The 17,582-nt window shown below is 35.7% G+C and carries 15 protein-coding genes; 3 read left to right on the plus strand and 12 right to left on the minus strand.

The window, feature by feature from the left end; genetic code table 11:
* From ACXY7N_RS29820 to ACXY7N_RS29855, 8 genes are all read right to left on the minus strand, one after another.
* On the minus strand, positions 1 to 704 hold a 704-nt coding region (locus ACXY7N_RS29820; protein ID WP_488592839.1), incomplete at its 3' end, for an acyl-CoA dehydrogenase family protein.
* A gap of 152 nt (positions 705 to 856) precedes the next feature.
* The gene (locus tag ACXY7N_RS29825) at positions 857 to 1,489 is read right to left on the minus strand and encodes a YdcF family protein (protein WP_000662227.1); all 633 of its coding nucleotides are present in this window, start codon (positions 1,487 to 1,489) and stop codon (positions 857 to 859) included.
* 328 nt (positions 1,490 to 1,817) lie between these two features.
* Positions 1,818 to 2,405 carry a GNAT family N-acetyltransferase gene (locus ACXY7N_RS29830; protein WP_488592840.1) on the minus strand — a complete coding sequence of 196 codons (588 nt, stop codon included), beginning with the start codon at positions 2,403 to 2,405 and terminating at the stop codon, positions 1,818 to 1,820.
* 716 nt (positions 2,406 to 3,121) lie between these two features.
* Complete coding sequence (locus ACXY7N_RS29835; protein WP_488592841.1) at positions 3,122 to 4,450, minus strand: YjiH family protein; 1,329 nt, start codon at positions 4,448 to 4,450, stop codon at positions 3,122 to 3,124.
* A 113-nt stretch (positions 4,451 to 4,563) separates the two neighbouring features.
* Complete coding sequence (locus ACXY7N_RS29840; RefSeq protein WP_098486864.1) at positions 4,564 to 5,442, minus strand: aminoglycoside phosphotransferase family protein; 879 nt, start codon at positions 5,440 to 5,442, stop codon at positions 4,564 to 4,566.
* Between the two features lie 4 nt (positions 5,443 to 5,446).
* Positions 5,447 to 5,959 carry a GNAT family N-acetyltransferase gene (locus ACXY7N_RS29845; RefSeq protein WP_016087281.1) on the minus strand — a complete coding sequence of 171 codons (513 nt, stop codon included), beginning with the start codon at positions 5,957 to 5,959 and terminating at the stop codon, positions 5,447 to 5,449.
* Between the two features lie 165 nt (positions 5,960 to 6,124).
* Positions 6,125 to 6,559, minus strand: a complete 435-nt coding sequence (locus ACXY7N_RS29850; protein ID WP_353811161.1) for a ferritin-like domain-containing protein — start codon at positions 6,557 to 6,559, stop codon at positions 6,125 to 6,127.
* Between the two features lie 159 nt (positions 6,560 to 6,718).
* On the minus strand, positions 6,719 to 7,921 hold the full coding sequence (locus tag ACXY7N_RS29855) for a DUF3533 domain-containing protein (protein ID WP_176543749.1): 1,203 nt from the start codon (positions 7,919 to 7,921) through the stop codon (positions 6,719 to 6,721).
* Positions 7,922 to 8,071: 150 nt separating this feature from the next.
* Between ACXY7N_RS29855 and ACXY7N_RS29860 the strand changes: the two genes are divergently transcribed.
* Entirely contained in the window at positions 8,072 to 8,689 is a 618-nt protein-coding gene (locus ACXY7N_RS29860; protein ID WP_098879035.1) for a TetR/AcrR family transcriptional regulator, read from the plus strand.
* A 104-nt stretch (positions 8,690 to 8,793) separates the two neighbouring features.
* Here the strand turns inward: ACXY7N_RS29860 and ACXY7N_RS29865 are convergent, their stop codons facing one another.
* Together ACXY7N_RS29865 and ppsA are read right to left on the minus strand one after the other, a co-directional pair.
* On the minus strand, positions 8,794 to 11,178 hold the full coding sequence (locus ACXY7N_RS29865; protein ID WP_098879034.1) for an immune inhibitor A domain-containing protein: 2,385 nt from the start codon (positions 11,176 to 11,178) through the stop codon (positions 8,794 to 8,796).
* A 228-nt stretch (positions 11,179 to 11,406) separates the two neighbouring features.
* A complete protein-coding gene (ppsA, locus tag ACXY7N_RS29870; protein ID WP_488592842.1) occupies positions 11,407 to 14,013 on the minus strand; it encodes a phosphoenolpyruvate synthase in 2,607 nt (868 codons plus the stop codon).
* A gap of 445 nt (positions 14,014 to 14,458) precedes the next feature.
* Between ppsA and ACXY7N_RS29875 the strand changes: the two genes are divergently transcribed.
* The gene (locus tag ACXY7N_RS29875) at positions 14,459 to 15,118 is read left to right on the plus strand and encodes a DUF1796 family putative cysteine peptidase (protein ID WP_033659718.1); all 660 of its coding nucleotides are present in this window, start codon (positions 14,459 to 14,461) and stop codon (positions 15,116 to 15,118) included.
* Positions 15,119 to 15,400: 282 nt separating this feature from the next.
* Here the strand turns inward: ACXY7N_RS29875 and ACXY7N_RS29880 are convergent, their stop codons facing one another.
* Together ACXY7N_RS29880 and ACXY7N_RS29885 are read right to left on the minus strand one after the other, a co-directional pair.
* Positions 15,401 to 15,742, minus strand: a complete 342-nt coding sequence (locus ACXY7N_RS29880; protein ID WP_016087274.1) for a YolD-like family protein — start codon at positions 15,740 to 15,742, stop codon at positions 15,401 to 15,403.
* Entirely contained in the window at positions 15,739 to 17,004 is a 1,266-nt protein-coding gene (locus tag ACXY7N_RS29885; RefSeq protein ID WP_016087273.1) for a Y-family DNA polymerase, read from the minus strand. Before ACXY7N_RS29885 ends, ACXY7N_RS29880 begins: the two co-directional genes overlap by 4 nt.
* A 195-nt stretch (positions 17,005 to 17,199) precedes the next feature.
* Here ACXY7N_RS29885 and ACXY7N_RS29890 point away from each other — a divergent pair, with 195 nt between their 5' ends.
* A complete protein-coding gene (locus ACXY7N_RS29890; protein ID WP_016087272.1) occupies positions 17,200 to 17,565 on the plus strand; it encodes a YxeA family protein in 366 nt (121 codons plus the stop codon).
* The last annotated feature ends 17 nt before the right edge of the window (positions 17,566 to 17,582 follow it).

A 17,582-nucleotide genomic window follows, 5' to 3' on the forward strand; every position in this document is an offset into this window, starting at 1 on the left:
TTTTGTTTCACTTTCCCTCCTTTTATGTCCGTAAAAAAGCAGTCCTCAATCTCTACATTTTGCAAAACGAGATCATGGCTCGCAGTTCCTCGCATTGCGATACTATCCCATGTCTCTTCAATCGTTACGCCTTGTGTATTCTTTGGAATAACAAACTCACCAACTTCATCTCGGCCTTCCATACTTGCTGAAATAATAAAATAATCAAGTACTGGCGCCATCGTTGTAAAAGTTTTTCTTCCATTTATAATCCACTTCTCGCCTTGTTGAACCGCTATTGTTTCTGGTTTTCCACCACGCGTCGGACTCCCTGTTTTCGGCTCTGTTGCAGCCCTGTTAAAGAGCGCCCCGTTACGTACTTCTTCGCAAAACCATTTGAACATCTCATCATTCCAAGAGCGATTTTCCGCTAGCTCTTTCACAATGCCAAGATGCCAGCCAATCGATAATGCAGTAGCTCCGCAGCCTTCCGCGATTTTCTCTTGAAATAAAACGAAGTCATATAAAGAAATCGCACTACCACCAAATTCCTTCGGTAACGTTAATTTCGTATATCCGATATCTTTCAAATCATTTATATTTTCATACGGAAATGATCCTAATTCACTTAATTGATGCTCTCTTTCCATGAACTTCGGAATCAATGTATTTATTTGTTCAATAATGAAAGATTGTTCTTCTGTTTCAACAAATGAGAGTGCCATACTATAATCTCCTTTATGTTCGATTCATAAACCGTTCATTTTGTCATTATGATTATATGAAGCTACCTCTCTATTGTTTCACTATTCCGATAAAAATACAATGTTTTTGACTAATAAGAAAAGTTCCTATTGAAAGATAGGTTCTTTTCTTATTAGTCTCCCTTCAATGCCTTTAACGGCAAAGAGGTTACATATCCAATATACGAGAATAATTCTTTAAAGAAGAATGGTATTTCTGTATCTAACGTTTTATATGCTGATGTCGGCGTTGGTGAAGCATACGCTTCAATATTAATATGTTTTGCGATTCTCATTGCGCGTTTCATATGAAGTGGATCACTTACAATCGTGTATGTGCGTATTCCGTTCTCTATTCCAACTTCCTTCGCATTCTTTAAATTTTCTTCAGTGAAAAGGGATTTTGTTTCAATTAAAATATCTTCCTCTTTTACACCTTGTTTCATTGCATATACTCTTGCAGTACGCGCTTCCTCAAGCTCTGCCTCAAACTTTGTACCACCTGTAAAAATAATCTTTTTAATATTTCCGTTCTTATATAAAGAAATCGCATGATTAATTCTTTCTTTAAATACAGGAGATGGTTTTCCATTCCATGAAGCTGCTCCTAGTACGATACCAGCATCCGTTCTCACGCTATCATCTGTTTTAAAACGATAGCTCCAAATATCGTAAGCTGCGTAACTTACATATAAAATAGCAGAACAAATCATTAGTAAAAATACTTGAAAGATTCGTCTTTTCTTACTCTTCTTATTTTCTTTCATTTGTAATTGCCTCCGTACATCATCCATACTTCTATAAAAAAACATTTTTATCAAATCGTTTGTTTGAATTTATTTAAAAGAAGGAACTTTACTTGTTATTTATATATAAAAGGGTTTTCATTTAAAATTGAGGATTATCAATTCATTTTCATTTGCGGTTTTCATTACATTTTAAAATTCATAAGTTTATTACCATACAACTACATTGTAACGAATTTTTTCTCAGAAGGGAACGATGAAACAAAAGGAATTAAAATAAAGTAGCATTTTGTAAGAAAAAAGGTATATTTTTCATACCTCACGAACAATATACCTTTCAAAACACGAATTATAACTTTTCTTTATACAACTCTAATTTTTCTAACAATTGTTCTTTTACGCCTGGCCATTCACTCGAGATGATACTATACACAACCGCATCTCTCACATAGCCATTCGGCAATTTTCTTTCATTTCTAAGCACACCCTCTTTAACTGCACCTAACCTTTCAATTGCTCGCTGTGCTTTTTCATTTCTTACATCTGTCTTAATTTGTACCCTCAGCATATGCAATTTTTCAAAAGCATACTGGAGAAGCAAATACTTACACTCAGTATTTATACTCGTACGTTGCACACTTGGATGATACCACGTTTGGCCTAACTCGACTGTTTTATCTTCTACTGAAATATTATATAGACGTGTACTTCCTACAATCGTATTCGTCTGTTGATCCACTACAACGAAAGGTATTTGAGTCCCCTTCCCATAACCCTGTATCGCTTTTTGCACATATTGCTGCATATCTTGCGCAGTATCCATTTTAGAGATTAAATACGCCCAAATATCCCGATTTCCTTCTACAATCGAAAACAAACTTTCGACATCCTCACTATCTATTAACCGTAACTTTGCTCTTTCGTGAATGATTTCCATTTGTAAGCCCCCTTTTTCTTACTATATCACACAAAACAATATTCCATTATATAAATAATAAAATATTAAAACCCATTTGTATATGCCCTTACACTTAATTTAATTTTTGATACCTTCTCACATAATCATCCGCAAAACTCTCTAACAAATACCGTGTAAATCCCATTGCATCAAGCTAAATTTATATTGGTTTCATTTCATGTAAGATCTTTCTTTTTCTAAAGGTCTAGTGTACGTTCTTTAAAGTTTTGCATACAAAAAGCGCTATTATTTCTATAAAAGATTATTGTTTTTTCATTTATGGATCAATTTTTCAGTTTGATAGTTTGGATAAATATGGATGAAAACCAAAAAATACTATATGATAATGAAGTGAAACTTTAATCGATGAACGTTTTATAGTTAATTAATATGGGATAAATGGGAGGATATAAAAATGCTAGATCAAATTACCTGGGGAACACCTGGCAGCTTATTATGCTTAGGATTCTTTTTTGCAGGATTAGGAATTTTCTTAAGAAGTATTACATCATATACGAAAAATAAATAAAACATCAAAAAGGTGTACATTTTCACCTGAAAGTGTACACCTTTTTCGTTTTAGAGTATCTACTTGATAAAAATACCAAACAAAAGAATCCTTCTGTAAATGGAAGGATTCTTTTTTATAATTGTATCTTTTTAAAACTTTAAAGTAACTATTCCCGCCTTTCCTTTTAAAGCAACAAATAAGCAATTGGCGTAATTATAAGCAACGTTAATATCGTTCTCTGTACATACAGAATAATAAGTTCCGATACTTTTAACGGAATATCTGTCGATAATATACAAGGAATGGAAGCTGAGAAAAACAATATAGATGATACCGAAACAACCGCAATGACAAACTTTGTTACGAGCGGTGCACCTACAACTAAAAGTGAAGGTAAAAACATTTCCGCAATACCAACAGATGCCGCTTTAGCAGCTAAGTCTGCTTCTGGTAATTGTAATAGCCATGTAAAAGGATAGAAGATATAACTGATCCAATCAAATATTGGCGTGAATTTCGCTAAGACGATACCAATTAATCCTACAGACATAATAGATGGTAAAATCCCCATCGTCATAATAAAGCCATCTTTTAAATTTACTACGATATTTTTCATAATACTCGGTGCAGTTTTCGATACTTCTAACGCATCTTCCCAAGCGCGTTCTAACATTTTCTCTTTATAAACTGGCTCTGGGAACCCTTCTTCTGTTACATATGTATCTGGTTTTCTGCTAAGTGGTGGGATTCTTAAGGTGATAGCAGTTACGATGAATGTTACAACGAGAGTAGTCCAAAAATAAACATTCCATAAATGCATAATGTCTAATGTTTTTGCGATGATGATCATAAATGTTGCGGATACTGTAGAAAAACCTGTAGCGATAATGGCTGCTTCTTTTGTCGTATACTTTCCTTCTTTATACACGCGATTCGTAATAAGAAGTGCAAGCGAATAACTCCCCACAAAGGAGGCAACCGCATCGATTGCTGATCGTCCTGGTGTATTCCATAAAGGTCTCATAATTGGACGGCAAAATGTACCGATAAATTCAAGTAATCCGTATCCAACTAATAACGCTAAAAAAGCCGAGCCAATTGGAACGAGTAAACTTACTGATATTACTAATTTTTCATACAAAAATGGCCCTACATCTTGTGCAAAGAACCAAGCTGGCCCTACTTTCAAACAATATAATACACCAAAAACGACGCCAACTACCTTTAAAATAGAAAAACAAATGTCTACGATAGATGCATTCCATTTTTTCGTATAAAATGGATAAATCGCACCCATTACCATAACAAGTAGTGCGTAATAAGGTACTACGCTCGGAACTGAAGTACGAATCCATGATACGATATGATCAATCATAATGGACGAAGCACCATTTATCGTAACTGGTACGAAAAACATAAACACTCCAACTAGACTAGCGAGTATAAACCGAAGAATGATCCTCTTCTCACTCCCTGTCTTAATTACATTCCTTTTTAATTCAATTTCACTCAAAATTCGACACCTCCTATTTATCTAAATATTCTGTATAATAATGTTACATTCCTTCTTTCCATTTCTAATATTTAGTCATATGAAAAAGCCTATTTTAAAATAGGCTTTTTCTACTACCTCTTATAATCATCAACAATCACTTGAATGACACGATACGATTCTTCTGCCACTTTCTTATTACTAGTCTTATTCGCATCATATGTAATGAACGCTTTCCAAAGTGCCCATCCTCTTGCTCTATTCCACGTTTCTTCATCTATGCGTAATACTTCTTTAAAAACATTTCTACTACTTTTATCAAAAAATGTCCATGCCATCGCTGCATCACAAGCCGGATCTCCCACTCCTAAAATACCAAAATCAATTATGGCACAAAGCTTCCCGTCCTTAACGAGTAAGTTTCCTGGTGCAACATCCCCATGAACCCAAACTGGCTTACGCTCCCACGTTGACTGAAGTGCTAAATCCCAAAGATGCTTTATTACTGTTTCATCAAAAACGTCCTTATTATTTTCGATAGCACCTCTCGCCTCTTCATCATATACAGTTATAAGCCCGCCTCGGTAAAAATTATGTGCTCCAGCTACCGGTCCATTACTCGCATCAATGGATTGCAATTCTACTAAAAACGATCCTAAGTCCGCCGCAAATTCATTTAAGTCACGGACATTTTGTTTCGTAACTGTTTCTCCCTCTATCCACTTATTGATAGACCATGGCCACGGATACGATTCAGATGGATTTCCTTTCGCAAGTGGTGTAGAAATCGGTAAAGAAAGTTCCTTACTTAATATAGGTAACCACTTATTTTCCTTCTCTACTTGTGGTGCATATGCTGCATCACTTGGCAATCTTACACTCATCTCATCCCCTAGATGAAACGTTCTATTATCATGCCCACTAAACTTTACAGGTTTCACTTCTAAATGTGCCCATTTAGGAAACTGTTCCCCTATCAACCTTTTAACTAAATCCGTATGAATTTGATTCATTCACTTACCCCCTTCTTTTTTGAAACTTACTAAGTCCATCTGTACTCCCAACATATTCAAAACCATTTTTCTTATAAAAATCATTCAACGTACGATTATGCCCTACACAATCTAGTTTCAAAAACTCTTTTTCATGTTGTACATTCTCTTCTACCCACTGTAAAATCCATTCTCCGATTCCATTCCCCTTATACTTCCGTTTCACTGCAAATCTATGAATGTATAAAGAATTAGAAACTTCCTCCTTACCAAAAATACGCTCATCCCATTCATTTTGTTTAGGAGATACGGTAACCGTACCGATAATTTCATCTTCTTTCATAACCACATATGTATATTTCTCTCTTATACCTTCTAATATTTCAGCCGTAGCCTCTCCCCCTAACAGATACTGCCATTGATTCACTTCTTTATGCTGTAGCCACTCTGCTACTTCTTTTAATAGAGTGATAATGCTATCACTTTCCTCTTCCGTAGCAGTTCGAATTGTGTATTCTTCAACTGTGTTTCTCTCCATATTGCCGTTCCCCTTTCATATACTTACCTCTCTCTTTATTAATTTACGTTTTATACATTATATACCAAGATTACTCACTACACCTTCAAGATATCTATTTTACAACTTGTATTCCATCAAAAAACCGTCCCACTACTAGTGAAACGGTTTTAATTCCTTCAATATTCACCTCATCTTCACAAAATAATATAAAAACCACACCGCATGATTTTGTTCATCGGCAGCTATTCTGCGCAACAACTCTTTCAGATGTGCATCCGATGTTTCATCTGAAATTTCCAAGTAAAAATCTACTGTCTTCTGTTCATCTTGTATAGCGAATTCTAATCCTTGTAAGTACGTATTCGGGCATTCTTCTGAAATTTGTGGTTTCGGCTGCTGACCAGTTAAATTTGTATAGATCTGTACAAACTGATGAAAATGCTTTATTTCATCGTTACGAATTTCAAGAATTTGATTTCGTTCCGCCGCATTTGGAGCCATGTTAGCTAATTTCGCATAGCAATTTATAGCACTAAACTCTCCATTAATTGCTTTCTCAATATCACGAATCAGCTTATCATTTTGCCTATACCAATCATAATAATTCGAATTATACATCCTATCCCCTCCGTTATTCCGCATAACATTTTATGCAATTTGAAATAACAGGAGCATGTATAAAATAAGGAACCGCAAATTCGAACGCTTCTATTCTCTTTAACCTATAAGTTAATAAGAAATAAAAACGCTTCACTCCTAGTGAAACGTTTTTATCTCTTATGCATTCACTTCCGTTTTATGTTCCTTTACTATACTACGTTTGAAAGCAGTCGCTAAAATAATAATCATACTTACTACGCCAATCCAAACGAGTACAGTAAGAGGTGTACTCCAGCTTAACCCTTTTCCGAAGAATAATATTTCTCTAAGCCCCTCAATCATAAATCGCATTGGCAACCATGCATACACCCAATCTTGATAAAATGGCGACAACATTTCAGGTGCTAACGATAATAACGGTGCCCCGAAGAATAGTAAGAGAGCAAATACACTGATTCCCTTTAGTCCAACTAATGAAAGTACCGCCGATATCATTAAGAAGAAACTAAACGATGTAATGGATAAAAATAAGGCCGTATCAGTGAAATTTGAAATGTTTAGTCCTACCATACCATCCGCACTCCATGTAAGACCGAACCCAATGACAAGCGCGGCAATGGCGCCTGTTCCGATTTGCTTTAGTTTTAATACAAAGTTTTCGTTTCTTGTACGAAGCGGCATTTTACTTATCGCAATAAAGATAAGCGCTGCGCTCGCTAAACTTGCAATCCATAACGGCTGGAATAAAGAAATTGGTGAGTTACCGTTCGCACTATTTTTTCCGATTTCATTTACATTTGTCACTTTCTTCATAATCGGTGTTACTACATTCGAAACTTGGTCTGCTGTTAAAGTAGCACCTTTCGCTTTCAATCCATCTAATAGTTGTGTACGAACAGTATTGTTCATATTATCAACGATCGCATTTAACATTTGTCCTGCCATAGTTGATGCCGCTGTATTCATTCCTTGATTGATGAATATTTCTACCTCTGGCGAAGATGGCTGTGGTGTTCGTAATGATGCTTGTTTTGTGCTAAAGTCTTTCGGAATGACTAATGCTGCATAATACTCTTGATTATTTAAACCTTTTTGCACGGATTCCTTATTTTTTACTTCTACCCACTTCACCGCAGGTTCTTCCTCTGCTTTTGATGTCTTTTTCATATTATCAACAATCGTTTGCCCCATATTCATTTTCGGTTGATTCGGAATTTCTACTCCTTGATCCTCATTTACAATTGCGATTGGCAAGTTTTTCGGCTTAGGTTGAACGGTTGGAAATAATGTTAATGAAAAAATAAAAACAACAAGTAGTGCAATAACTGGTGATAACAATAAAAGTTTATTTTTAAACATTTTCTTTTCTCCTCCTATCATTTGATTTATAATAACCAACAACGTGTTGTTTATTTATATTTTGAATTATATGTTTGAGTTGAACCTTATACAATAATCAAAAATCGTGAATGTGTCGGTTATAAGACACATTCTTAAAAAGTGTTGAAAAAAATTAAGGAGGTACATGCTTTGCGCGATAGTAATTTAGATTTACGTGTTGTTCGTACGAAAACTGCCATACGAAACGCATTGGTTGAGTTAATTGAAGAAAAAGGTTTTGACGCCATTACAGTGAAGGACATTACAACGAAAGCAAACATCAATCGTGGTACGTTTTATACACATTATCAAGATAAATTTGATTTAATGACGAAATGCCAAGAGGAAATTATGTATGAGTTTTCTAGCATTGCAAAACGGAAGTTTCCAGAAGTTATTGCGGATCTTGGATCAAATCCTTCCCCAACAATGCCATTTTTACTTATCACTTCTATTCTTGAGTTTCTAAATGAAAATAGTGATTTTATGAAAGCTGTACTTAGCCCAAAAGGAGATTTATCTTTCCAAACAAAACTGAAAGACTTTATGTGGAAAACATTATTTGAAGATACGAATGGTGCTCTCATTAATAAGGAAAATTTACTTGTCCCAAGCCAATACTTAACTTCTTATATGGCATCCGCTCATATAGGTGTCATCCAGCAATGGTTAAATAACGGGCAAAAAGAAACACCTGAGGAAATTGCTCATATTTTATCAACAATCGCAGTTCATGGACCTTTTTATGCGGCTGGCTTAAAGAAATGAGCCCGCTTGCTTAGTAATTTCTATTATTTTATTAATAACTTAAAATTTATGTTTCTGTAAAAAAAGCTGTTGAAAGGACTCCCCCTTCAACAGCTTCTCCATTATTATCGATATAAACGAACTGCACCTGCAGAATTATCATCTGCTTGTCCAACTACTTCAAATTTCAGTCCCAGCTTCGGTACTTTACGTCCTGCATCTGGGATTAAGTCGTTCATATACGACTTAGAATCATCAAACTTCGTTACACCTGGTAATCCTTTGTAATCATATGTTCCACGTGTTGGAGATACAACTTTCCATGCTGGCGCTTGGTTAAAGGAGAACGCAGCATCTGCGATTTGGTATCGTGTACTATTTTTTACAGTTGGTTTGCCGTTTAGCGTTCCAACAATTGCCTCTGGGTGAGAGTCAACAACTCCTAAGAAACCTTCACCTGGATGTAGACCCACCCAATTATCTGTAAAGCTTGAGTCTGCATACCATACTACAAGACCTGTATTATATGGTACACCGCTACTATATTTTAACGCTTGATCAGCGCCAGCGTAGTTTCTCCACTCTAAATAGTAGTTATGTTTCTTCTTATCAAAACCATTTGATACAACGAAACCATTTAATTTTAATTTCGCTTCGCCTTCTGTATCATCAGAGAAGACGACATTTCCATCTACAGTTAATGTAGCGTTATCAAGCGTAAAACCGTTCGGTGCTAAACCACCATCTGTAATGTATTCGAATACTAGTTTTATTTTTTGACCTTTAAATTGGCTTAAGTCATATGACTTATCTACCCATTTACCATTCGTTGTGTCTAGACCATTTTTCACATTCTTTTCACCAATGCGATCCACTAACGTTTTCTTATCATCTTCTGTCACTGCATGTACTTCAAGGAAGTCATATTCTGTTTCAATTTCATACAATGTTTTGTAATCAAATTTCGCCTGTGTTGCATTTGTTAAATCAAACATTGGTGTTTCTAATGTTGTATGAAGATTATCGCCTTTTGTACTATAGTAATATTTCTTACCGAATGCAGGTTGAATACCCTTCACATCTTTATCTGGTAAGTTAACCCGAATCAGGCCAGGACGATTTGATTTCGTTACACTTTGATCTAAGTACGTCGCCAAACCGATACCGCGATTTAATTTATCATAGTCAACCTCTACAATATTTGCCCAGTTCCCACCCATGTTTTTTTGAAAATACTCTTTGTTTTGCGGAGAGAAACTCGGTGGCGTTGTACCTGCAATTTTACCAGCCCAACTACCGCCGCTCATAACAGACCAAGAGTTAATTGGCTCACCTGCTCCTGAGTACTTCGTATCATACTCATCTGGAAGGCCTAAATCATGACCAAATTCATGTGCGAATACACCAACTGCTCCATCTTCCGGCTCAATTGTGTAGTCGTATGCCGCCATTTTACCGCCCCAGTTATCAACCTTTGCTTTTGTTCCTTCAATTGGATATGGTGTTCCAAGGTTCCAGCGATGTGACCAAATTGCATCATCACCTAGTCTACCACCGCCTCCATCTTGTCCAACTCCAGCGTGAATGACCATTAAATGATCAATCAAACCATCTGGTTCGTTTTTATTGCCATCACCATTATTGTCATATTGGTCGTATTGGTCAAATTCAGATAAATCAATGCCACTTTCTACAGCTGCATTTAATGCTTCTTTTACAAAATCACGTGGTCCTTTTGGTCCTTTATTATCATGACCACCATCTCCAGCATCTGCCCCATAATCCGCCGCATTACCAGGAACTGTCAACCACTTTGTTACTGTCCCATCGACTGTATAACTGCCACCAGATTGCTCTTCATAATATTGTTTAAATGTTGGAACTTTTGAACCATCAAATAGTGTAAACGGCTCATTCCCAAATAACATTTTTTGATAATGTTCTGGATTAAAATCATTTGAATACATATAACCTGGTACTTGATCAATATTGTTATGCTTAAAGTCAGCAAACTCTACTAGCAATACTAGAACTTTATCTTTACGAGCATCACCGTTATATTGTTTTTGCTTCGCTGGAGTAGTTGGTACTTTGCCGTTTAATCCCCCTTTAACCGGCGCTTGTCCTACTACCGGGCCACTAGCAGGTTGATCAACTTTTTCTTTCGCATCTGCTTTTGCATCTTTAACTTTTTTCAAAAAGTCAAAAGCTTCTCTTGAGACACTATCCCCTGCTGGTTCTTTTCCAGCATTTTCACCTTTTTTCTTCTCTACGTATTTTTCAACAGCTTTTAATGTGTCTTCTTTCGATGCAGATTCACTAATTACCCCACGTTTCTTGAGCGCATCTGCTAAACGATCCTCTTGAACTACATTTTCATCAATTGGACTTACAGTTCCTGTATTAGACGGCGTTGCCGCATAAACAGATTGACTACCAAATCCAAATGTGCAACTAAGCACAGCTGTCGCCGCCAGCGTAGACAGCACCTTAAAAGGCTTTTTCTTCATCCCTATTCCTCCCCAATATTAAATACGTTATAACGTTTATATAATAATGAAAATTCAGATAATTTACAAGGTGTTGTCTGAATTTGTAATATTTTTGAAAATATTCTTTGTTTTAAATTCACATACATTCTGATTCATCAATGTTTCACGTAGTAACAACTGGTTTAAAAACATAAAAAGATCATCCACTACATATAGCGGATGATCTTTTTATGTTTTTAAACACAACTACAACACTTCAATATACCCTTCTGTTCCATGTACCCGAATTCGTTGCCCATCTTTTATTGATTTTGTAGCATTCTCTACCCCGACGACTGCTGGTAATCCATATTCACGTGCAATCACTGCTCCATGTGTCATGAGTCCACCAACTTCAGTGACTAACCCTTTTATAGACACAAATAACGGTGTCCAGCCCGGATCAGTAAAAGCAGTAACTAATATATCGCCCTCTTCTAAATTCGCATCTTCCATGTTTAAAATAACGCGTGCTCTTCCCTCTATAACTCCTGAAGAAACAGGCAAACCTACAATCGCATCAGCTGGGAGGTGTTCTCGTTTATATTTACCTGTAATGATTTCTCCATCAGACGTCATTACACGCGGAGGCGTTAGTTTTTCATATAATTTGTAATCATTTTTTTGTTTATGAATAAGCTCGTAATTTAGTTTATTTGTGCGGACAACTTCGTGAAGCTCTTCGAAAGTTAGATAGTATATATCTTCTATTTCATTAACAACCTTATTTTGCACAAGTTGCTCAGCTTCTTTCAGTAACGCCTGCTTATATATGAAATAACGATTAATCATGCCGTATTTTGGATATTCACGATAACCGATAAAATTACGGATATTACCAATCATTCGCTTCGTTTCTTCTTCTTTTTGTTTTCCATCCGGCAATTGCTGCAATCGATCTAATAATTCTTCTTCTTTTTTCAAAGCTTCCTGTAGTCCTTCTTCAAACTTCCGCTTACTCGCACCATATTCAAAGTCTCTTATATTATTTAAAATCATCGGGATAATTGTAGTTGGCTTTTCACTCCAGCGCGTTTTCGTAATGTCAATTTCTCCGCTACATCTCATTCCGTATTTATTTAGAAAAGCATCGATTGCCTCTCGAGCTTTTTCCCCGCCTTTAAATTGAACTAATTCATCTAAAAAGCTATCATCTTCTATACATTGTAAATACGCAATGACTTCTGGATAAGGCCGAATCACATCAGCAACATCGAGTAATGCTAGCCCCATTTCAGACGTAATATTATTTTGTACCGATTGAGAAAGCGTGTCTGCTGCATTCTTTTCACCTAGCCATTGCTCCATTTTTTCATTGATCCATGTTGAAGCATTCATACCTGCCATAATGACAGCCATACTTTGCGGATGAAATAGTATTTTCTTTAATTGCTGAATATCTTCCAAAATAAAATCAAGTACATCCACCCCTGATTTCGTTTGCATGTTTTGTTTTAACTCTTCGATTGACGATTGACTAGTCTGTATTAAATTCGTAACGATTGCCGGATCATTTTCGACTTCTGGTTGCGAGCTTACAGGTGACCCACTTTTACCAACACTCTTTCCTGTTTCACCATCCGGTAACAATGTAATAAAATCATCTCGCTCGACTACAGTCGTTAATGCATCTTTAATAAGTGGTTCCGAATTCCCTATCGTATTTAATAAAAGTTCTCTACTAGTAGGCGAAGCCAATCTTTGTGCAACGTCAACAAACAACCTTCCCCCAGCATGAAACCTCTGTCCAAAAGATGTTAACTGGAATAAGGACATTCCTAATGGCTTCAAAGGATCGGTCATCATTTGCTGGTGACCAACCGATACATACACATGATTTTCCCCATCATTTGCTTCTGGTATTGGATATAAAGTCGTGATTGGGCGACTTTGGACAATATAAAATGTATCCCCAGCTAAACACCATTCGATATCTTGCGGACAGCCAAAATAAGCTTCAATCTGTCTTCCGATCCGTGCTAGTTGTAAAATTTGTTGTTCAGACAATGTTTGAAGTTTTTGCTGAGCTGGATCAATCTGTTTCGTTTCTGTTCCGCCCTCTTTTAAGGCATAGATAGCTACTTTTTTAGTTGAAATCACCTTATCGACGATTTCGCCTTCTTTTACTTTATAATTATCGGCAGAGACGAGTCCTGATACTAACGCTTCACCAAGTCCAAAACTGGCATCGATTGATAACACCTTCCGGTTAGAAGTAATCGGATCAGCAGTAAATAAAATGCCCGAGGCCTGTGGGAATACCATTTTTTGAACGACAACACATATAGAAACTTGGTTATGTTCAAAACCATTTTGCATACGGTACATGACTGCTCGCTCTGTAAATAAAGAAGCCCAGCACTTTCTTACATACTGCAAAATCGCTTCTTTCCCGATAATATTTAAATACGTATCTTGTTGACCAGCGAACGAGGCATACGGTAAATCTTCAGCCGTAGCACTAGAACGCACGGCATACGCATGTTCATTTCCAAAACGTGAGAGATAATGAGCTACCGCTTCCACTACATCAGAAGGGATTTCTACTGCCATAATAACTTCTCTAATCTTCTTACTACTTTCACCAATTTGAGCTCGGTCTTCACGTTTCAACTTTGTTAGCTGCTGCAACAAAGTTTGAAGCTCTTCATTTTGCTCGATGGCCTTTTCATATCCTACCGTTGTAACACAAAATCCTTCTGGCACTTGTATACCTTGCATGTTGGATAACTCCCCTAAATTCAATCCTTTTCCACCAACAAGTGAAAGCTGTGTTTTTTCTATTTCCTGAAAATCGAGAACGAAAGAACTCATTTGGCACCTCTCCTTACTATGCATGTGTTCTTGATTGTAGCAGTAGTACATGAGAAGAAACAGTCTATTTCGAACTTTATTTACGTGGTATAATTAAGTTAGGAAGAGATTAAAAAATGCCCCAGTTGCATAATGAAGCAACTGGGGCTTCTTATTTCCGTTTAATTTAAAATTATTATTACTCACAACTAACTTCAATGTATTTCTGTTTTCCCCCTTTATTATAGAAACGCCATGAATTATCACACACAATTCTTACCTCAATAAATGGTATACAACCCGAAATATGCTTTATTTTATCCTCCTGTGAGCCTTTTCACAGGAGCTTTTACTCATACATATATTATTTATTATGAATCATTTCTCCTATTTTTCAGAAGCATATTCTGTGTCATAATAACGCTTTTTAGAATTTATATATACCTTCTAATTTTTCTAAAAAAGGATGATTGTATTGGAAATGAAAGGGCTTCAAGGAATGTATGATGATGTTATTAGTTTAGGGGAAAATTGTTATACTGCTATCCATCTAAAAAAATATAAGCTGCGGAAATTTTCAGGTCCTCTAGATTGGTTTGTATCACCGAATCTTTCTTCTATCAACAAATTATTGAAAAATAATTTTGTAGACTTTATGGATTTAAAAAACATGCACGCAATGCCGGATCAAAATGTTGTGTTTAATGATGGCGTGATACAACCTGTTTTTTCTCATATTATAAAAGACACAAAATATAATGTAACATCTTATCACGATTTCCCTGTTATTCCAAATGAAGATTGGTTCATCACATACCATGATTTTAAACAAAAATTAGATCGAAGAATTGATAATTTTTACGAAAAACTTCATAATTCTCAATCTATTTTATTTGTTAGATGGGGTGGAAGCTTGACTGAAGCGCTAAAATTACAAACAATTTTATCAAATATTGTTAAAAATAATTTTAAGATCCTTTTACTCTATCCAACAGGACTTGAGAATGAAATAAACGAATTAGAATGGGGGCTTGATCATGTTTTTCCCATTCAAGTTTCAAGTAATTATCTAAATAAAAGAACTTGGTATATCCTCTTAAAAGATATACACTTACACTCAAAATAATAAGTAGCTAATACTATGCAATTTAAATCATGAACAGTGGGGCTTCTCAGTTCCACGACGAAAGTAACTTTTCGTCTCCGCCCCACCATTGGGCTATCATCTTTCACATGCTTGAGGAAAAAATTTCTTTCGGTACATTCGTTAAAGATAAGATTATTAACCTTTCTCTTAGAAAATACAAATGCTAAACGTTCCAGATTTTCCCCTTCAGAATGATTGGTAGATGAACGAATCGTTCTAGGCAATAAGTTTAAAAATGAGCCTATTGCCTAGAAACATACTTTAATCAACCCCAATCACATCAACAAACTTAAATATTCTTTGATTATGAAAAGCATCAGTACAAATAATCGTCTCATTTAATGGATTTATATCAGCTACTGTTATGTAATTTTTATATAGATAGCCATTTTTATAATATGTAAGTAAAACCTCTTCCTCACCTAAATATGAAATTAACAGTTTATTTTCAATTCTTTCTTTTGCATCTTGTGTTAAGATTGGACGCGAAACCTTTGTTTGCTCCTGTATCATTTCTTTAATACAGGCGAACTGCTCTGGCATACTAGCAAACGGTTGCCACTTGACCATACCTCTTCCTTTTGGCATATTAGCATTCTTCACGATTTGTGCCCTCCTAATAATGTGTTTCTATATCTTGCTGTTGCGACGCTTGTGTAGGAAATCCCACGTAAAATACTGTTCTTACCAAATCGTGTTCGAATTTCGTCCATGACCTTCGTTAATCGCATTTCTTTTTCTCTTTGTATAATGTTATCGAAAAGTGAAATTTGCTCTTCTCCTTCATTTATTAAATTAGTTAGCGAAATACTTATTGATCGTATCGGTTCTCCTGTATGTCTCTCGTATAAAAAATAGGTACAAACATTATATATATCCATCGTTACATTTGTTGCTCTGTTTAACGTATGTGCTTTTTTTATTCCTCCTCCGTATTCCTTACTATATCCGACTGAAAAATGGATCGTTTGCGCGCATTTCTTTTCTCGTCTCAACCTGTAACAAACTTCCTCTATATGCTCTAATAAAATAACGGTGAACTCTTCTATCGCATAATCACGAAATAATATTTGGCTTTTTGCTATAGATGTTGTCGCTGGAACATATTTCTCTGCTATTCTGCTAAAATCAATCCCATTACTATGTAAATGTAATTCTTCTCCTATTACACCAAATGATTGTTTTAAATACTTCAATGGGTACTCTGCTAAATCCCCAATCGTATGTATACCTTTTCGATTTAATTTCATTTCCGTTTTATACGATATACCCCAAAATTTACTGAGCGGTCTAATACCCCATAACTTCTCGGGTATATCGTCATATGTCCACTGCACTATTCCATCCCGATTCTTTTTTGCTTCCACATCCATCGCTACTTTACTCAATAATAAATTCGGACCAATACCAATCGTACTTTCAATTCGCGTACGTTCATATATTTCTCTCTTAAATTTTAATGCAAACTCACGCGGATTACTCGCAAACAAATGAATACTTGCGGTCATATCCATGAAAAACTCATCGATACTATATTGATGAAAATCTTCCGGCGCAACATACTGTAAAGCTAAGCCTGTTATATAAGTTGAACACTTCATATACGTATGCATAATCGGATTCACAATAATAATATCCGGCCGCTTCGGTATTTCGTACAACCGTGCCATCTTCTTAATTCCTAACGCTTTTAATGGTGGTGTTGCCGCTAATACAATTGATCCACTCCGGTTTACATCTCCTACGACAGCCAATTTTGTATATCGTGGATCAAGTCCTTTTTTAATACATGACACGCTTGCATAAAAGCTACGAAGATCTACACATAAAATAATACGATTCGGTAAAAGAGAATAATCATACAAGGTTATCACTCCTCACAAAAGAACATTTGTTCTTATTATATACGAACTCACGTTCTTTTTAAAGGTATTTCTATGAAAATTTTGGTTAAAATAACCTTACAACTCTTTTTAAGAAAAACTTAAGAAAATCTCCCTTTATTCATAAGAATTTTTTTCTATACTGAAGCATGTAAATGAACAAGAGGAGAAACGATCATGAAGAAATTTGTAATTTGCATAGTAGGAATAGGTCTTCCTATATACTTACTACCCTTCATATTACGCGGGGATTTAGACAGATTTAATCCGATTGCTGAAGAAAAAAATGTATACGCCATTGCGAAAGGATATGGCGTTCCGGATTACCATCATAAAGGAAGAGCTATGTACTCGCTAAACGGTGTTGATGAATTAAGGAATGAGAGAGAATATAAAGTGGGGACGAACACCCCTAATGATTTTATAAGAAAAACTTACTTAAAAATTCATGTAAAAGGAAAGTATGTGTATTCTTACGACATTATCACTGAAGAGGATATTCCGGAGAAAATTCGAGGGCGATTGGAAATAGCAGATAAATAAAAAAGCCTACTCGTATG

This window comes from Bacillus sp. 5w2 (assembly GCF_054353775.1).